This is a genomic window from Bifidobacterium sp. UTBIF-68 (genome assembly GCF_006408855.1).
In the GTDB taxonomy this organism is placed as follows: domain Bacteria; phylum Actinomycetota; class Actinomycetes; order Actinomycetales; family Bifidobacteriaceae; genus Bifidobacterium; species Bifidobacterium reuteri.
On the sequence record NZ_JFAN01000009.1, the window covers coordinates 95,140 to 112,697 of the forward strand.

Below are 17,558 nucleotides of genomic sequence, written 5' to 3' on the forward strand. Positions count from 1 at the left end.
ATGGTAGATATGAATGTCGCACGAAAGGGGAGTACATGGTGTTCGAGGAACCGGAAGTCATAGCGCGAAGCGCCCAGGAACTCGTAGGGGACCTCAATCCTCAGCAGTCGGAGGCGGTGCAATATCGCGGTCAGGCGCTGCTCATCGGCGCCGGTGCAGGTTCCGGCAAGACCCGTGTGCTCACTCGCCGTATCGCATGGATTCTCAGTCAGTTCGGCGCATGGCCCAGCCAGGTGCTCGCCATCACCTTCACCAACAAGGCAGCCGCCGAGATGCGCGAGCGTCTCGCCACGCTCATCGGACCGGTGGCCCAACGCATGTGGGTGTCCACCTTCCACTCCGCATGCGTGCGGATTCTGAGACGCGACGGCAAATCCATAGGGCTCAAGTCCGGTTTCTCCATCTATGATTCCGCCGACTCCGAGCGGCTGATTAAGATCATCGCCACCGAATTCAATCTGGATATCAAGCGATACACCCCGCGTTCCATCCTCGGGCATATATCCGACCTCAAGAACAATCTGACTGGATGGAAGGAGTATCTGGCGCTGCACGCCCCGGACTTCACCCCCGGACAGCGCGGTTACCAATTCGGCACAGTGGGCGATCTCGAAGCCATCTATGCGGTGATCTATGCGGAATACGAGCACCGTCTGGCGCTCGCCAACGCCGTTGATTTCGATGATCTGATCGGCCGGACCGTGGAGCTGCTGCGCGCCGACCCGACCGTCGCCGAGTACTACCATCATCGGTTCCGCTACATTCTTGTGGATGAGTATCAGGACACCAATCATGCCCAGTATGTGCTCGTACGCGAGCTTGCGGGCGTGGACTCGGGGGATCGGCCGGTGCCGGGAGCGCCGAATGCGGGCAAAACCGGTCCTGCCTGGATTACGGTCGTAGGCGATTCCGATCAGTCGATCTACGCGTTCCGTGGTGCCGACATCCGCAACATACAGGACTTCGAACAGGATTTCCCCAACGCCAAGACCATCATGCTGGAGCAGAACTATCGCTCCACGCAAACCATTCTGGATGCCGCGAACGCGGTGATCAGCAACAACGAGGGACGCAAGCCGAAGAAGCTATGGACGGCGCTCGGCAAAGGCGAGCCCATCGTGGGGTATGCGGCGGATAACGCTCAACAGGAGGCCCAATGGGTGGCCGGGGAAATCGCGCGTCTGCATGCCGAGGAATCCATCGCATACTCGGACATGGCCATCATGTACCGCGCCAACGCGCAGTCCCGGTCGTTGGAGGAGGCGCTGATCAACGCGGGACTGCCGTACCAGCTGGTGGGCGGCACCAAGTTCTACGAACGTCGTGAGATCAAGGATGCCCTGGCCTATCTGCAAGCGTTGGTGAACCCGGACGACGATGTGAACCTGAGGCGTATCCTCAACGTGCCCAAGCGCGGCCTCGGAGACCGTGCGGAAGGCGTGCTGCTCTCCTATGCGCGCGAACACGGCACCAGTTTCTTCTACGCGTTGATGCATGTGGAGCAGATCGACGACGTACCCACCCGGACCGCCACCCTGCTCAAATCGTTCCGCGAATTGATGGGATCACTCTCGCAATTCACCCGTGCCCACGATTCCAAGCCGAGTGAAATCGTGGCTGAGGTCCTTGAACGCTCGGGGCTTCGCGCCGAACTGGAGAAATCCGTCGACCCGCAGGATGCCTCGCGACTGGAAAACCTGTCCCAGTTGCAGTCCACCGCCGCGGAATTCGAGCAGAACACGCCGGACGCCACGCTCTCCCAATTCCTCGAGACCACCGCGCTCGTAGCCGACTCCGACCAGCTGCCCGGTGAGCAGGAGGATTCAGGCAAGGTGACGCTGATGACGTTGCACACCGCCAAGGGTCTCGAATACCCGGTGGTGTTCCTGACCGGCATGGAACAAGGCACCTTCCCGCATTCGCGCTCGATGGAAGACACCACGGAACTGCAGGAGGAACGGCGACTGGCGTATGTGGGCATCACCCGGGCCAAGCGCCGCCTCTATGTGACGCGCGCCGCCGTGCGCTCGCAGTGGGGACAGGCCGCGGACATGATGCCAAGTCAGTTCCTCGACGAAATACCCCAGGAGCTCATTGACTGGAAGCGTAAGGAAGCCGGTGTGGAACGGATGCGTTCGAGCTGGGAATCCGACGGTTTCGCAGACGATTTCGGCGGATGGGATGACGACGATTTCGGTGGCACGACATTCGGTGGCTCCGCCACATTCGGCGGTCGAGGTTCGGTTTCCTCCTACGGGTCGCGGTATGGGTCCTCCTATGGCGGCTCGTCGTGGCATGGCTCCCGTGATGGCGGTTCCACGTATGGCTCTCGTTCCCGGTCTGGCTCATCGTCATACGGCTCCCGGTCAGGCTCATCGGATTCCTTTGGACGATCTCGTGGCGGGAAGGTCACCATACGTCGTGTCGCCCCCAAGTCCTCGGCGGCTGCTGGCGGCAGTGCCGGATCCAAGCTCGGCAAGGACAATGGCCTGTCTATCGCTGATTTTGCCGTGGGGGACATGATCAGCCATGACAAGTTCGGACTGGGGAAGGTCACCGCGCTCGAGGACAAGGGCATCAAATCCGTGATCACCGTCGATTTCGGCTCCGCCGGCGTCAAACGTCTGATGCTTCGTGTGGCGCCTATTGAGAAGCTCTAGCGACCTTCTCAATAGGCGCCCTTCGCGGCAGGCCGCTCACTTCGCCTACGGTCAGCCCGCTGGGCTGCCCGTTTGACGGCTCAGCCAGTGAGAAGCTCTAGCGCTCCGTCTTGCATGTGTCTGAGTGTTGTTGGCCCCCTCTGATGAGGGGGGCTGGCAGCGAAGCTGACTGGGGGAGAGATCTAGATGCAGTACTCAATTATCAGTGAGACAATCTACTAGCGACCTTCTCAATAGGCGCCCTTCGCGGCAGGCCGCATTGTCCATGGGCTGCGCGTAAAATCTTTTTCTTGGTGTCTGCCGAAAGGCGGATGCCGTCTGGAGTCATAGCCCATCAACGGGTCGGCGGCCGGCGTTCGTGAGAATGAAGGTCGCTCGTGAGCGATCACGACGAAGCGTTGGAGAGGCCCGACTCAGCGTCCGGCATCATGCTGAAGCCAGACGTTCCGTTCAAATAACGACAGAAGGAACAATCCAAATGACGAACGTTCAGCGTTCTCGCCGTCAGGTGCGCCTGTCCCGCGCCCTCGGCATCGCACTGACCCCGAAGGCTCAGCGCATTTTCGAAAAGCGTCCGTACGCTCCTGGCGAGCACGGCCGTGACCGCCGCCGCACCGAATCCGATTACGCGGTGCGTATGCGTGAGAAGCAGCGTCTGCGCGCCCAGTACGGCGTGTCCGAGAAGCAGCTTCGCCGCGCTTACGAAGAGGGCACCCGCGTCGCCGGCCAGACCGGTAACGCCATGCTGATCGACCTCGAGTCCCGTCTTGACAACCTGGTGCTGCGTGCCGGCTTCGCCCGCACCACCGCCCAGGCCCGTCAGTTCGTGGTCCACCGTCACATCCTCGTTGACGGCAACATCGTGGATCGCCCGTCCTACCGTGTCAAGCCCGGCCAGACCATTCAGGTCAAGGCCAAGAGCCAGACCATGGTTCCGTTCCAGATCGCTGCCGAAGGCGTGCACCGCGATGTGCTGCCTGCGGTCCCCGGTTACCTCGACGTGAACCTGGCATCCCTGAAGGCCACCCTGACCCGCAAGCCGGCCGTCGAAGAGATCCCGGTCCAGGTCAACATCCAGTACGTGGTCGAATACTACGCCCGCTGATCCGGGCCCCTCTGGTCAACAACAATCCAGGACATACCGCTCGAACCCCGCGCCGAACAGCGCGGGGTTCCTGCGTTTTCGGGCACCTATCCGCAACGATTCTGCCATAACGCGGGTGCAAAGGGCGCAACCGCGCCATCGGAGGTGACGACATGGCTGAATCGTTGCAGCCAAGCGGCACCGGCGCGTAGCATGGTCATCATGATTCTTCATCTGCATCTGGTCCGCCATGGGCAGACCTATTTCAACCGATACAATCGGCTTCAGGGCTGGTCCAACTCGCCGCTGACCGAATCCGGCATCGCCGATGCCGCAAGGGCCGGAGAACGGCTCAAGGGTCTGACCTTTGCCGCCGCATACTGCTCGGATACCACACGCGCGCAGCAGACCGCCGAGACGATTCTGGACATCAACGAGCAGGCTGGCAACGCGCGCCCCGAACTGATTGCGGACATGCATTTCCGTGAACAATTCTATGGCTATTACGAAGGCCTCGACATGTCCATGGCATGGTACGCCGCAGGCGCGCCTCATGGCGCCAAGACCTACAACGAGATCGTGAAGCGTTTCGGCCTTGCCGCGTCCCGTGATTTCCTCAAAGAGGCGGACCCCTTCCATGATGCCGAGTCGGATCAGGAATACTGGGAGCGAGTGGAAGGCGCCTTCCGCCTGATCGCAACGAATCCGCATCTTCGCGACGGCGACGACGTTCTGCAGATCTCTCATGGCAACACCCTGCTCAGTCTGGCGCATCGATTCGGCGGTCCCGATCTGGATCTGAGCGAACGGCCGGCCAACGGTTCGGTGACCGTGATCGAATATGACACCGACAAGCCATTCGCCGACGCCGTGACCATAATGTCGTATGGCAAATAGCCGGTGAAACAACCGGTGTAAACCCGGTGCCGATGTGGGGCTCGAGTGCGGCGGCGTGAAGAAATAGGCAATGAGTGCTACCCTTGTGCGAGTATATGTGACCTCAAGGAGGAAACAATGGGAGTCGGAGAGATCGCTGGCCTGATCGCGGCCATCGCGTTCGCAGTACTGGCCGGTTTCATGATCTATCCGCTGATCAGACTTGGCAAGATGTTTGATCAGATTGCGCAGACCGTCAAGGAGTCCGGTGAACACGCCATCCCCGCACTGGATGAAGGTGTGACCACCGTCAAGCAGGTCAACAAATCGTTGGAGGACGTGAATCGCATTTCCGCGGCCGCCTCCACCACGGCCAACAACGTCGGTGCGCTGACCGATCTGTATGGTTCGTTCCTCGGCAAGCCTGTCATCAAGATCGCATCTGCCGTGTATGCGCTCAAGTCCACCGCCCAGTCTTTCCTGGCCGGACACGCCGGTGCCCAAGCCGGTGATACCGGAAACACTCAGAAGGGGGAGTGATGTTCAAACGCATCTTCTGGGTCGGCGTCGGTGTGGCCATCGGCATCGTGGCAGTCACCAAAGCCCAGGCATATGTCAAGGCCAACACTCCTGATGCGGCCCGGCAGTTCCTGCTTGGCCCCGATCAGAGCAATGTTCCCATGCGGACGCTCGAAGGGCTGGTCAATGAATTCAACACTGCACGCCGGGCCCGTGAGGCTGAGTTGAACAGCCGATACAACGTGCAGGCCGACTGACCGGTCTCAAACGGCATCGCATCGTGAATCCTTCCGACGGTGCCGTTCCGCACAGGTCCGAATCCTTCACCTATCAAGCAAGGTCTTTCCATTTAACCCAAGGCGCACCTGCGTCAGCAACCAACAAGGAGTACATCCCGTCATGCGCACTGCGGAAATCGCAAAGCGATATCTCGATTACTTCGCCAAGCACGACCATCTCGTCGTACCTTCGGCGTCGCTGATCTCCCCGAATCCGACCACGCTGTTCACCATCGCCGGCATGGTGCCGTTCATCCCCTATCTGATGGGTGAGCAGACTCCGCCGAAGCATCGTATGGCATCCAATCAGAAGTGCGTGCGCACCCTCGACATCGACGAGGTGGGCAAGACCACCCGTCACGGCACCTTCTTCCAGATGCTGGGCAACTTCTCCTTCGGTGACTACTTCAAGGAGGAGGCCATCCACTATGCATGGGAGCTGCTGACCACGCCGCAGAGCGAGGGCGGCTACGGTTTCGACCCGGAAAAGCTGTGGATGACCACGTTCACCGACGATGACGAGGCCCGTTCCCTGTGGATCAACGAGGGCGTCGACCCCGAGCACATCCAGAAGATGGGCATGGAAGACAACTTCTGGACCACCGGCGGTCCCGGCCCCGGCGGCCCCTGCTCCGAGATCTACGTCGACCGTGGCCCCGAGTTCGGCAAGGAAGGCGGCCCGATCGCCGACGAGAACCGCTACATCGAGATCTGGGACTTGGTGTTCGAGAACTACGAGGTCGACAACGTCAAGTCCAAGACCGACCTGCATATCGTCGGCGAGCTTGAGAACAAGAACATCGATACCGGCGCAGGCCTGGAACGTCTGGCCTACCTGATGCAGGGCAAGAACAACATCTATGAGACCGATGAGGTCTTCCCGGTCATCGAGGCCGCCGAGCAGCTCTCCGGACTGAAGTACGGTGAGGATGCGGACGCCGACGTGCGCTTCCGCGTCGTGGCCGACCATGTGCGTTCCGCTCTGATGATCATGTCCGACGGCGTACGCCCGTCCAATGTGGGCCGTGGATACGTGCTGCGCCGCCTGCTGCGTCGTACTGTGCGTTCGATGCGCATGCTCGGCGTCACGCAGCCGGTGCTCCCCACCCTCTTCCCGACCTCCAAGACCGCAATGGAGGCCAGCTACCCCGAGCTCAACGACACCTTCCATGAGGTGTCCGAATCCGCATACGGTGAGGAAGACGCGTTCCGCCGCACGCTGGAAACCGGTACCACCATCCTCGACGTGGCCGTGAACAAGGCCAAGAGCGGTTCCTCCGAGCCTGAAGTGAGCGGTGAGGACGCCTTCAAGCTGCACGACACGTACGGTTTCCCGATTGAGCTGACCCTCGAAATGGCCGCCGAACAGGGCGTCAAGGTGGATGAGGGCAAGTTCCGCGAGCTCATGGCCGAGCAGAAGTCCCGCGCCCGCGCCGATGCTCTGAAGAAGCGCCACAACGTGGACCTGTCGGTCTACGACGACTTCAAGAAGACCCTGGCCAAGCCCATCGACTTCCTCGGCTACACCGACATGTCCGCACGGGCCAAGGTCATCGGCATCATGCAGGAGGGCAAGGGATCCGTGCCGGCAGTCACGGGCCCGGCCAACATCGAGGTCATCCTCGACCGCACCCCGTTCTATGCGGAGGCTGGTGGCCAGCTCGCCGATCAGGGTGAGATCCTGTCCGACGATGGTGCCGTGCTCGAGGTCGATGACGTGCAGAAGCCGATCAAGGACCTCATCGTCCACCAGTGCCGTCTGACCGAAGGCACTTTGGTCGTGGGCGCTGAAGTCAACGCCAACATCGATCTGAACCGTCGTGGCGCCATCGCCCGCTCCCACACCGCCACTCACATGGTGCACAAGGCGCTGCGCGAGGAACTTGGCCCGCAGGCCACCCAGCGCGGTTCCGAAGACGCTCCGAACCGTTTGCGCTTCGACTTCCAGTGGTCGAAGGCCCCGGCCAAGTCCGTGATCTCCGCAGTCGAGGAGCGTGTCAACGACAAGCTGCGCGACAACCTCGCCGTGACCACCAAGGAGATGAAGTTCGATGACGCCATCGCGCTCGGCGCGATGCACCTGTTCGGTGAGAAGTACGGCGACATCGTGCGCGTGGTCTCCATCGGCGAGGATGGATGGAGCCGCGAGCTGTGCGGCGGCACCCACGTCGACCATGTCGGCAAGATCGGCATGGTCAACATCCTCTCCGAGGCATCCATCGGTCAGGGCGTGCGTCGTGTCGACGCGGTCGTGGGCCAGGGGGCTTACGACTTCAACGCCCGCGAGCATGCGTTGGTCTCCCAGCTGTCCGACAAGCTGAATGCGCGTCCCGACGAGCTTGCCGAGCGTATCAACACGCTGCTCGCCAAGCTCAAGGAATCCGACCGCCGTCTGGCCGCCATGTATGAAGGGCAGCTTGCAGCAGCCGTACCGGCTCTGGTGGCCGAGGCCAAGGCCTCGAACGCTCCGGTGAAGGCCGCTGTCAAGAACGTCGGTCATTTCGGCACGTTCGACGCATTGCGCAAGACGGTGCTGGATATCCGCGCCCAGCTCGGTGATGACGCTCCTGCGATTGTGGCCCTCGCCGGTGTGAATGAGGATGACAAGCCGATGGTCGCTGTGGCCACCAACGATGCCGCCCGTAAGGCCGGCATCAAGGCCGGCGATCTGGTGCGCGGCGCATCCAAGATCCTCGGCGGTGGCGGCGGCGGCAAGCCGGACTTCGCCCAGGGTGGCGGTGCGGACCCGTCCAAGATCGATGAAGCGCTCGAGGCGTTGAAGCACGAGGCGCAGAAAGCCTGACGCCTGTGGTTTGGCTAGGCGTTGATTTGGGTAATGCCCGGGTCGGACTGGCACTGTCCGACCCGGAGCTGACCTTTGCACACCCGGCCGGCGATATTTACGTTGCCGGTGATTATTTCTATGCCATCGACGACGTGATCGATGTGATTGAGGACGAGCACGTCACCCATGTGGTCGTGGGATTGCCGTTGCAGATGGACGGTACCGAAGGGAAAAGCGCGAAAAAGGCCCGTCGCTGGGCTGCGAATCTGGAAAAGCGCTTGCAGACCTTGCATCCTGATGCGTCGGCGCGGTATCAGGTTCCTCAAGTACTATTCGTTGATGAACGATTGACTACGGTCAGTGCGCATCGCCAGTTATTCGAGGCGAACAAATCCTCGAAGAAGCACAGACCCTTGGTCGATCAGCAGTCGGCAGTGGTGATTTTGCAGACGGCACTCGACCGTGCCGGGAAACAATGAGGTACGGTTTCATGTCAGACAGCATTCATGATTTCTTTGATGAAAACACGCAGTGGGTTGAACATGGAACCGGAGCGGCGCCCGCGGGGGAACCGCCTCAGCCGCCGAAATCTCGCCGTGAGATGCGCAAGCGTCGGCGTCGGCGTCATAATCGGGCCATTGGAACAATCATCGCGGTCGTTGTCGTCATAGCGCTTGTGGCATGTGGCCTCTATTTCGGCATCGAGAAGCTGCATGAGATCCGTGACAGCAACAGTCAAGCCAATACCGCCATTGAGGATTATCCTGGTCCTGGATATGGGGAAGTGTCCTTTACCGTTGAAGAAGGTCAAGGAGCGGTGGAGATTGCCGATGGCCTGTTGAAGGCGGAAGTCATCAAATCCGCCGAAGCCTTCACCAGTTTGGTCAGCGCGAATGATTCCAAACTGTATCCCGGAACCTTCACGCTGAAGAAGCACATGGCCGCCTCGCAGGCGCTTTCCATCCTCACCGATGCCTCAAAGGCGGCGGGCTTCCTGGAAGTCAGGCCGGGCGAGCGGCTCAGCGCGGTCATCGCCGATGCCGTCACGTTGTCCGGCTTCGCGCAGAGCGATTTCGATGCCATTGTCAACGCCAAGGGAGAGGGTATTCTGCCGGCGGAGGCGAACGGCAGTTTTGAAGGGTGGCTTGAGCCCGGCACATACAACGTCAAGTCGATGGGCAGCGCATCGGACATCCTCAAGGCCATGGTCGATAAGCGCATCGCCAAACTCGATGAATTGGGTGTTCCTTCCGGAACCGACCGCGAACGTGTGATGATCATCGCATCCATTGCCGAGGCCGAGGTGAACAAGGCCGACTATTACGCCAAGGTGACGCGGGTCATCGAGAACCGTCTGGCGCAGGGAATGTCATTGGGCATGGATTCCACAGTGGCATACGGCAACAATGTCCAACCCGCGGATGTGACCACGACAATGCTCGAAGACGGGTCGAATCCGTATAACACCTACAAAATCGCCGGCTTGCCGCCTACTCCCATCAGCAATCCCGGCGACAACGCCATCCAGGCAGCATTGAAGCCGGAATCAGGTGACTGGCTGTACTTCTGCACGGTGAACCTTGACACCGGCGAGACCAAGTTCGCCGTCACCGCCGAGGAACATGACAAGAACGTCGCCGAACTGCGTCAGTGGCAAGCCGAAAACGGCCAATAACGTTGCATGTGGGTTAGAGGAGAATCCTTATGCTCTTTTCTATCCCGACGACTTCTATCCGATGACCATATGAGCGACAATCGCCAGAACGGCCCCGAGCGCGATCACCGGCACATACGGCACCTTGCCGGCATGATCCGATGCGGAGCGTCGAGAGTCGAAACGCAGCCACAGCATGATCCAGCCGATTCCCAACACTCCCATGGCGAGCCACCAGACCACCACTGGGAGCAGTCCGAGCATGCCTACGGCCAAGCCCGCGGGCACCAATGCAGTCACGTCACCGAATCCCAGTGATTTAGGCACGAGCAATGCCAGGGCGAGCTGGATCACGCAGCACAGGGCGGTGAACAGGACCGCCTGCAACAGGACGAACAGGTCGTTGGACATCACGCCATACACGAATACGGCAATCATCTGAAGCAGCGAGCCGGCACCCACCCAAGGCAACGGCACCCGTCTCGTGCGTATGTCCACAATGGACAACGCAAGCTCACATAGCAGACCGGGAAGAGTGAACAGGTACGGCATGGCTTACCATTATCCCCTAGTTATTGACCAATGAACGAGAGGGATTGCTATGTTGCGCTGGCAGACGGCGGGGGAGTCTCATGGAGAGGCTCTGGTGGCCATGATCGAAGGACTGCCCGCTGGCATCCGTATCAGCACCGATGATATCGTCTCAGCCTTGGCGCGTCGGCGTCTGGGATACGGGCGCGGCGCACGCATGAAATTCGAGCAGGACAAGGTGCGTCTCCTGACGGGTGTGCGCCATGGATTGACACTTGGCTCCCCGGTGGCCATCGAGATCGCCAACACCGAATGGCCGAAGTGGACCGAAGTGATGAGCGCCGACGCACTCGATCATGAATTGCCTCGGGAGGGACGCAACGCGCCTTTGAGCCGCCCGCGCCCTGGCCATGCCGATCTCACCGGTATGCGCAAGTACGGATTCGATGACGCGCGTCCGGTGCTGGAACGCTCCAGCGCGCGCGAAACCGCGTCTCGTGTGGCATTGGGTGAGGTGGCCAGCCAGTTCCTTGATCAGGCGTTCGGCATCCGCACGGTGTCGCATGTCGTGGCGCTCGGTGGCGTGCACGTCGATGCCGATGCACCGTTGCCCACTCCCGATGATGTCGCCGCTTTGGATGCGTCTCCGGTGCGTACCCTCGACAAGGACGCGGAAAGCCGTATCATCGAACGCATTGACGAGGCGAAGCGTGCTGCGGATACGCTCGGCGGTGTGGTGGAAGTGCTTGCCTACGGCGTGCCGGCAGGTATCGGCACCTATGTGGAATCCGATCGCAGGCTTGACGCGGCACTGGCCGGTGCGATCATGGGCATTCAGGCGTTCAAGGGCGTGGAGATTGGCGATGGCTTCCTCGAAGCCGAACGCCCCGGATCCCAGGCGCATGATGAGATCGTCGTCAACGCAGACGGGCGCATCGGCCGTCTGTCCAACCGTGCCGGCGGCATCGAAGGCGGCATGTCCAACGGACAGGTGATTCGTGTACGCGGTGCCATGAAGCCCATCCCCTCCATTCCGAAGGCCTTGCGTACTGTGGACGTGCTTACCGGCGAGGCCGCGAAGGCCATCAACCAGCGTTCCGACAGCACCGCGGTTCCTGCGGCGGCCGTTGTCGCAGAGGCGATGGTCCGTCTGACCATCGCCCAGTACGCACTAGATAAGTTCGGCGGCGACAGCGTCGAGGAGACACGTCGCAACATGGAGGCATACCTTGCCTCGTGGCCTGAGCATATGCGCTGATTCGTGGGAGAGCTGAATATGTCATCACGCCCCTACGCAGTGATCATCGGCATGATGGGTGCGGGCAAGACCCGTGTCGGCAAGGAAGTCGCCCATATGCTGCGGCTCCCGTTCATCGATGCCGATATCGAGATCGAGCACGAGGTCGGCATGAAGATCCCCGATTATTTCGACCGATACGGTGAACCGGCCTTTCGCGAGGTCGAAGCGGATGTCATCGCCGACGTGCTTGCGGATTTCGAAGGTGTGTTCTCCCTCGGAGGGGGAGCACCTATGACGCCATCCACCCAACGGGAACTCGCCTCGTACATCAGACATGGCGGCAAGGTCGTCTATTTGGACGCCGATCCGCGTGAGGCCATGGAACGCGCCAATCGCGGTGGCGGCAGGCCGATGCTCAACGGCGACGCCAACGCCCGTTGGAAGAAGCTCCACGCACAACGTGACCCGGTATTCCGCGAGGTATCCAACGTCCATGTGCATACCCATGGTCTGACGCCGCAAGGTGCCGCCAAGAAAGTGATAGATATGGTTTCCCAACGAGCAGTTCATGTTGAAGGTGCAGCTATCGATCCATACGATGTGGTCATCGGTGAAGGTGCGATGAACCGATTGGCGGATGTGCTGGGTCCAAAGCCGGCCAAGATCGCGCTCATCCACACGCAACCTGTGCAACGGCATTCCGATCGGGCGCGTACGCTGTTGCGTCAAGGCGGCTATGAGGTATCGGATATCGTGATTCCCGATGCGGAACCGGGCAAGACCATCACAGTGGCGAACGGCATATGGGAACGGCTGGGTGACGAAGGGTTCACTCGCTCCGATGCCGTGGTGGGCCTCGGGGGAGGTGCAGCCACTGATTTGGCGGGCTTCGTGGCAGCAACTTGGATGCGCGGCATCCGATACGTCAATTGCCCGACCTCGCTGCTGGCCATGGTCGATGCCTCCACGGGAGGCAAGACCGGCATCAATACGCAGCAGGGCAAGAATCTGGTAGGTTCCTTCTATACGCCGGCCGGCGTGCTGGCGGACACCACCACATTGTCCTCTCTGCCCAACGACATCTTCATTGAAGGACTCGGCGAGGTAGCGAAATCCGGTTTCATCCGCGATCCCGAGATTCTTCATATCTTGGAGCGGCATGCGGATGAACTCCGGCTTTTCGATGGACAGGCTTTTTTGGGCTCCCCGCTTGAAGAGACCGTGGCGGAGCTCATTGAACGTACTGTTCGGGTGAAGGCCTACCATGTCTCCTCCGATTTGAAGGAAAAGGGACTGCGCGAATTCCTCAACTATGGGCATACGCTGGGCCATGCCATCGAAAAGCTGGAGCACTTCCGCTGGCGTCATGGCAATGCCGTGGCCGTGGGCATGGTGTATGCCGCGGAGCTGGCTCATCTGCTGGGGTACATCGATCAGGATCTGGTCGATTACCATCGTGCGTTGCTCTCCGCGTTGGGATTGCCGATCTCGTGGAATGGCGGCTCGTTCGAGGACGTGCTTGCATTGATGCATCGCGACAAGAAGGCTCGCGGCAACAAGTTGCGCTTTGTGGTGCTTGATTCCATCGGCCATGTAGTGCATCTAGACAATCCGCCCGCCGATGCCGTAGAAGAAGCCTTCCGTCGCATCCAACACTGACGGTGTGGTGGTGCTGATGCGTCGATATCATGGTCGCATCAGCACCTCGCCCTCATTGTTTCGCATTATCGTTTCGTATCATTGATTGATGGCATCGGCGTCATTGGGATGTCATTGGTACTGTCTCCCTCTGCCGAGGGAGGTGCCCCGAAGGGGCGGAGGGAGAGAATAACATGTCCACTGAATTCACCAAGGTCATCGTCGTCAACGGTCCGAATCTCGGACGTCTCGGAGTGCGTCAGCCCGATGTCTATGGCCGTCAGGACCTCGAGGAACTGCGTCGCCTGTGCACGCAGTGGGGCGCTGAACTGGGTCTTGAAGTCGAGGTGCGCCAGACCGACAATGAGGCCGAGATGGTGCATTGGATGCATCAGGCCGCCGACGAGAAGACGCCGGTGGTGATGAATCCCGCGGCCTTCACACACTACTCGTACGCGCTCGCCGACGCAGCCCACATGGTCGGCGACGCGGGTCTGCCATTGATGGAGGTCCACATTTCCAACCCCTCGGCGCGCGACGAATTCCGCAAGCGTTCCGTGATTTCCCCAGTCGCCACCGGCACCATCACGGGAATGGGCTTCTACGGCTACAAACTGGCGCTCGAGGCTGTCGCTCACATCATCGGTCAGTGAGCGTGTCTGCTGAATCATGTGCATCGATTGTTCTTCCTTGGTGAGCTTGGACGATGGTTTGTGGATGGCGCATGTGTGTGTGGCTTGTGGGCGGCCAGGGGCGAACACGCCGGGTCACGTGCGGATGATACAGTGAAATTCCATGGTTAGAAGAACACATGGCAATTCCCAAGAGCACGTTACCAAGCATATTTTCGTTACCGGTGGCGTTGTTTCCTCCCTCGGCAAGGGCCTGACCGCATCTTCCCTCGGACGTCTGCTGCGCAGCCGTGGCATTCACGTGCTGCAGCAGAAGCTTGATCCGTACATCAATGTGGACCCCGGCACGATGAACCCGTTCCAGCACGGTGAGGTGTACGTGACAGAGGATGGTGCGGAGACCGATCTCGACATCGGCCACTACGAACGCTTCCTCGATGTGTTCCTGAGTCAGAAGGCGAACGTCACCACCGGCCAGATCTATCAGGAGGTGCTGCGCAAGGAGCGCGCCGGCGAATACCTCGGCCAGTGCGTGCAGGTCATCCCGCACATCACCAACGAAATCAAGTCCCGCATGCGCGCCCAGGCATCCGATGACGTCGATGTGATCATCACCGAGATCGGCGGCACTGTGGGCGACATCGAATCCCAGCCCTTCCTGGAGGCGGCCCGTGAGGTGCGCCGCGACCTCGGCCCGGAGAACTGCATGTTCGTGCACGTCTCCCTGGTGCCCTACATCTCCGCGGCGCATGAGCTCAAGACCAAGCCGACCCAGCACTCCGTGATGATGCTGCGTCAATTGGGCATCTCCCCGGACGCGCTGGTGCTGCGTTCCGACCGTCCGCTCAACAAGTCCATCAAGGACAAGATCTCCCTGATGTGCGACGTGGACGAGGAAGGTGTGGTCAACTGCGTGGACGCGCCGAGCATCTACGATGTGCCGAAGATCCTCTTCAACGAGGGGCTCGATGCGTATGTGGTGCGTGAGCTCGGTCTGCCGTTCCACGACGTCGACTGGGACGAATGGGCCGACCTGCTCGAGCGCGTCCATCACCCCAAGCATGAGGTGAATATCGCCATTGTCGGCAAGTATATCGACCTGCCGGACGCCTACCTGTCGGTCACCGAGGCCATCAAGGCCGGCGGCTTCGCCAACTGGGCCAAGGTCAACGTCAAGTGGGTCGCCGCAGACCGTTGCGAGACCACCGAAGGTGCGGCCGCAGCCCTCGACAACATCGATGGCATCGTGATTCCCGGTGGCTTCGGCATCCGTGGCATCGAAGGCAAGATCGGAGCGCTGAAGTTCGCCCGTGAGAACGGCCTTCCGGCACTCGGTCTGTGCCTTGGCCTGCAGTCCATGGTCATCGAATACGCCCGCCACGTGCTGGGCATCGAGGACGCCAACTCCACCGAGTTCGAGCCTGATTGCGCCAATCCGGTAATCGCCACCATGGAGGAGCAGAAGGACATTGTGGCCGGTAAGGGTGATATGGGCCACACCATGCGTCTGGGCTCCTATCCGGCTGAGCTGGAGGAGGGCTCCCTGGTCGCTGAGTTGTACGGTACAACGCACGTCACCGAACGCCATCGTCACCGTTACGAGGTCAACGTGGCCTACAAGGACCGGCTGCGCGAAGGCGGCCTGCGCATCTCCGGCCAAAGCCCGGACGGCGAGCTCACCGAGTTCGTCGAGCTTCCGCAGGATGTGCATCCGTTCTACGTGGCCACCCAGGCCCACCCGGAGTTCAAGTCCCGTCCGACCAAGCCGCATCCGTTGTTCGCCGGTCTGGTGAAGGCCGCGCTCGACCACAAGGAAGCTCGCAGCTGAACGGCTGAACACCATTGGCGTAACGCTATGTTGCAAAAACTCTCACTGGGTGCCACCAGCGAGAGTTTTTGCATATATGTGAGCAAGGTCATATGCGCTGAAGGTGGAGAAGAGGCCGATGCCTCTGCATGTTCACGGGGATAGGGCATAATGGCGTCAAGTGCATAAGCACGGGGAACAACCAACGAGAGAGTGTGTAATAGTCACATGACCGATAACTTTGGACAGCCGGTGGGCATATCGCAGCCCGGTATCGCCAAGTCTGTGAGCGATGGTGAGACGACGGCGGTCTTCGCGCCTTTTGACGTCGTGCAGCCACCGGTGAACGGCGTTGCGGAGCATGCCATCCGCGTCAAGCCGCGGAAGCGCCACGTCTGGCCGTGGATTGTGCTGGGTGTCGTGGCGGTGCTGGGCGCAGTATGCGGTGGTGGGTTCTGGTTCTTCCAATCGCACGCTCTTCCCGGCGCCACCCTGTGGGGCAATCCGGTCATGGGGCAGAGCAAGAGCCATATCGCCGCACAGATCGATGATGCGGTGAGCAACACCACGGTGACCGCTTCCTATGAAGGCAAGACCGCCAAAATCTCCCTCAAGGATCTCGGGCTGAGTGTTGATTCCGATGCGATAGCCTCCGATGTGGTCAACGCCAAGCGCGATAGTGCATGGTGGCAGCAGTATGCGTTTTGGGTCAAGAAGAACGTGGATGTAGCTCCTGCTAGCGTCTCGGCTGCGAATAGCACCACCTTGAACTCCAAGCTCGGCGTCGATGAGGTCAAGCCCATCGATGCTTCGGTGAATCTCAACGCGGATAAGAACGCCTTCGATGTGGTGCCTGGCCAGCCGGGCAAGGGCCTGGACGCCAAGCCTGTGGCTGAAGCCGCAGTGGCTTCGATCAAATCGCTCGGCAATGATTCCTCCCCAACCGTAGAGGTCTCATTGAAGAGCACGGATCCACAGATCACCGACACCGTCGCGAATGACGCCAAGTCCACACTTGACAATCTCATCAAGAACCCGGTGGCTATCAAGATCGGCGACCATCAGATTGCTTCCGTCGATGCACGGGCGTTGGCTGCATCCATGCGTGTCGATGCCAACAAGAACGGCAAGCTCGCTTCCGGGGAGACCCGCAACGGATACGTGGTGTTCGATGCGAACAAGATTCAGCAGTATTACGATCAGTCAATCAAGCCCACTTTCCAGACCAGCCGGGAAGACCGTGAGGTCATCGTCAACAATGACGGCGACGAACTGAAGGTCATCAAGGAAGGCCATGACGGTGTCACCATCACCACCGGTGCCGATGGCAGTGTTGGCAACGATGCGGTCGAGGCTCTTGCCAAGGGAAGCGGCTCTGTAAGCGTCGAGGGCACTGTGGATCCAATGCAGACCAAGAAGACCAAACGTCACGTTGTTGTGGATCTGTCCGACCGTCTCGTCCATGTATACGAAAACGATCAGGAGATCAAGACCTTCCATGCATCTGTGGGCGAGGACAACAATCCGACCACGGGCGTGTGCGAAGGCGATCTGTGCACCCCTACCGGTGATTTCAAGGTCTGGCTCAAGTATCCGACCCAGGACATGAGCGGCAGCGTCAAGCTCTCCGACGGCAGCACCTCGACTTGGAACGTCAAGGGCGTGGGCGATGTCAACTACTTCTCCAAGGACGGCTGCGCCATCCACCGTATCGCCAAGTCAAGCTTCACCAGCGACGCCACCATCGCCGGCATGAACAACATCTCCCACGGTTGCGTGGGCATCGGATGGGATGTGTCCGATTGGTTCTACGATTGGTGTCTGATGGGCACCAGCGTGCACGTGCAACTGTGA

Annotated in this window: 14 protein-coding genes; 13 read left to right on the forward strand and 1 reads right to left on the reverse strand. The window is 60.3% G+C overall.

The window, feature by feature from the left end; all coding sequences use genetic code 11:
* The first annotated feature begins 38 nt into the window (after positions 1-38).
* The 8 genes from BW14_RS03230 (at position 39) to mltG (ending at position 9,877) form a co-directional block, all read left to right on the forward strand.
* Positions 39-2,660 (forward strand): ATP-dependent helicase, encoded by a 2,622-nt coding sequence (locus tag BW14_RS03230; protein ID WP_044088478.1) that lies wholly within the window; start codon positions 39-41, stop codon positions 2,658-2,660.
* Positions 2,661-3,138: 478 nt separating this feature from the next.
* Positions 3,139-3,765, forward strand: a complete 627-nt coding sequence (gene rpsD, locus BW14_RS03235; RefSeq protein WP_044088375.1) for a 30S ribosomal protein S4 — start codon at positions 3,139-3,141, stop codon at positions 3,763-3,765.
* A gap of 201 nt (positions 3,766-3,966) precedes the next feature.
* Positions 3,967-4,641: a histidine phosphatase family protein gene (locus BW14_RS03240; protein ID WP_044088477.1), complete on the forward strand. Its 675-nt coding sequence runs from the start codon at positions 3,967-3,969 to the stop codon at positions 4,639-4,641.
* Positions 4,642-4,758: 117 nt separating this feature from the next.
* Complete coding sequence (locus BW14_RS03245; RefSeq protein WP_044088374.1) at positions 4,759-5,160, forward strand: DUF948 domain-containing protein; 402 nt, start codon at positions 4,759-4,761, stop codon at positions 5,158-5,160.
* Complete coding sequence (locus BW14_RS03250) at positions 5,160-5,396, forward strand: hypothetical protein (protein WP_044088373.1); 237 nt, start codon at positions 5,160-5,162, stop codon at positions 5,394-5,396. Before BW14_RS03245 ends, BW14_RS03250 begins: the two co-directional genes overlap by 1 nt.
* A 142-nt stretch (positions 5,397-5,538) precedes the next feature.
* Positions 5,539-8,220 carry an alanine--tRNA ligase gene (gene alaS / locus BW14_RS03255; protein WP_044088371.1) on the forward strand — a complete coding sequence of 894 codons (2,682 nt, stop codon included), beginning with the start codon at positions 5,539-5,541 and terminating at the stop codon, positions 8,218-8,220.
* A 5-nt stretch (positions 8,221-8,225) separates the two neighbouring features.
* On the forward strand, positions 8,226-8,681 hold the full coding sequence (gene ruvX / locus BW14_RS03260; protein WP_044088369.1) for a Holliday junction resolvase RuvX: 456 nt from the start codon (positions 8,226-8,228) through the stop codon (positions 8,679-8,681).
* Positions 8,682-8,692: 11 nt separating this feature from the next.
* Positions 8,693-9,877, forward strand: coding sequence for an endolytic transglycosylase MltG (mltG, locus tag BW14_RS03265; RefSeq protein WP_044088368.1), 1,185 nt, complete (start codon positions 8,693-8,695; stop codon positions 9,875-9,877).
* A 54-nt stretch (positions 9,878-9,931) separates the two neighbouring features.
* On the opposite strand, the gene BW14_RS03270 is transcribed toward mltG, so the two are convergent.
* Positions 9,932-10,408, reverse strand: a complete 477-nt coding sequence (locus BW14_RS03270) for a prepilin peptidase (protein WP_044088367.1) — start codon at positions 10,406-10,408, stop codon at positions 9,932-9,934.
* A 49-nt stretch (positions 10,409-10,457) separates the two neighbouring features.
* On the opposite strand from BW14_RS03270, the gene aroC reads away from it, so the two are divergent.
* The 5 genes from aroC to BW14_RS03300 all read left to right on the forward strand — a co-directional run bounded on the left by aroC (position 10,458) and on the right by BW14_RS03300 (position 17,558).
* A complete protein-coding gene (gene aroC / locus BW14_RS03275) occupies positions 10,458-11,645 on the forward strand; it encodes a chorismate synthase (RefSeq protein ID WP_044088366.1) in 1,188 nt (395 codons plus the stop codon).
* Between the two features lie 18 nt (positions 11,646-11,663).
* Positions 11,664-13,286, forward strand: coding sequence for a bifunctional shikimate kinase/3-dehydroquinate synthase (locus tag BW14_RS03280; protein ID WP_044088365.1), 1,623 nt, complete (start codon positions 11,664-11,666; stop codon positions 13,284-13,286).
* 173 nt (positions 13,287-13,459) lie between these two features.
* Positions 13,460-13,918, forward strand: a complete 459-nt coding sequence (gene aroQ, locus BW14_RS03285; RefSeq protein WP_044088364.1) for a type II 3-dehydroquinate dehydratase — start codon at positions 13,460-13,462, stop codon at positions 13,916-13,918.
* 142 nt (positions 13,919-14,060) lie between these two features.
* A complete protein-coding gene (locus tag BW14_RS03295) occupies positions 14,061-15,725 on the forward strand; it encodes a CTP synthase (protein WP_044088362.1) in 1,665 nt (554 codons plus the stop codon).
* A 207-nt stretch (positions 15,726-15,932) separates the two neighbouring features.
* On the forward strand, positions 15,933-17,558 hold the full coding sequence (locus tag BW14_RS03300; protein ID WP_140462910.1) for a L,D-transpeptidase family protein: 1,626 nt from the start codon (positions 15,933-15,935) through the stop codon (positions 17,556-17,558).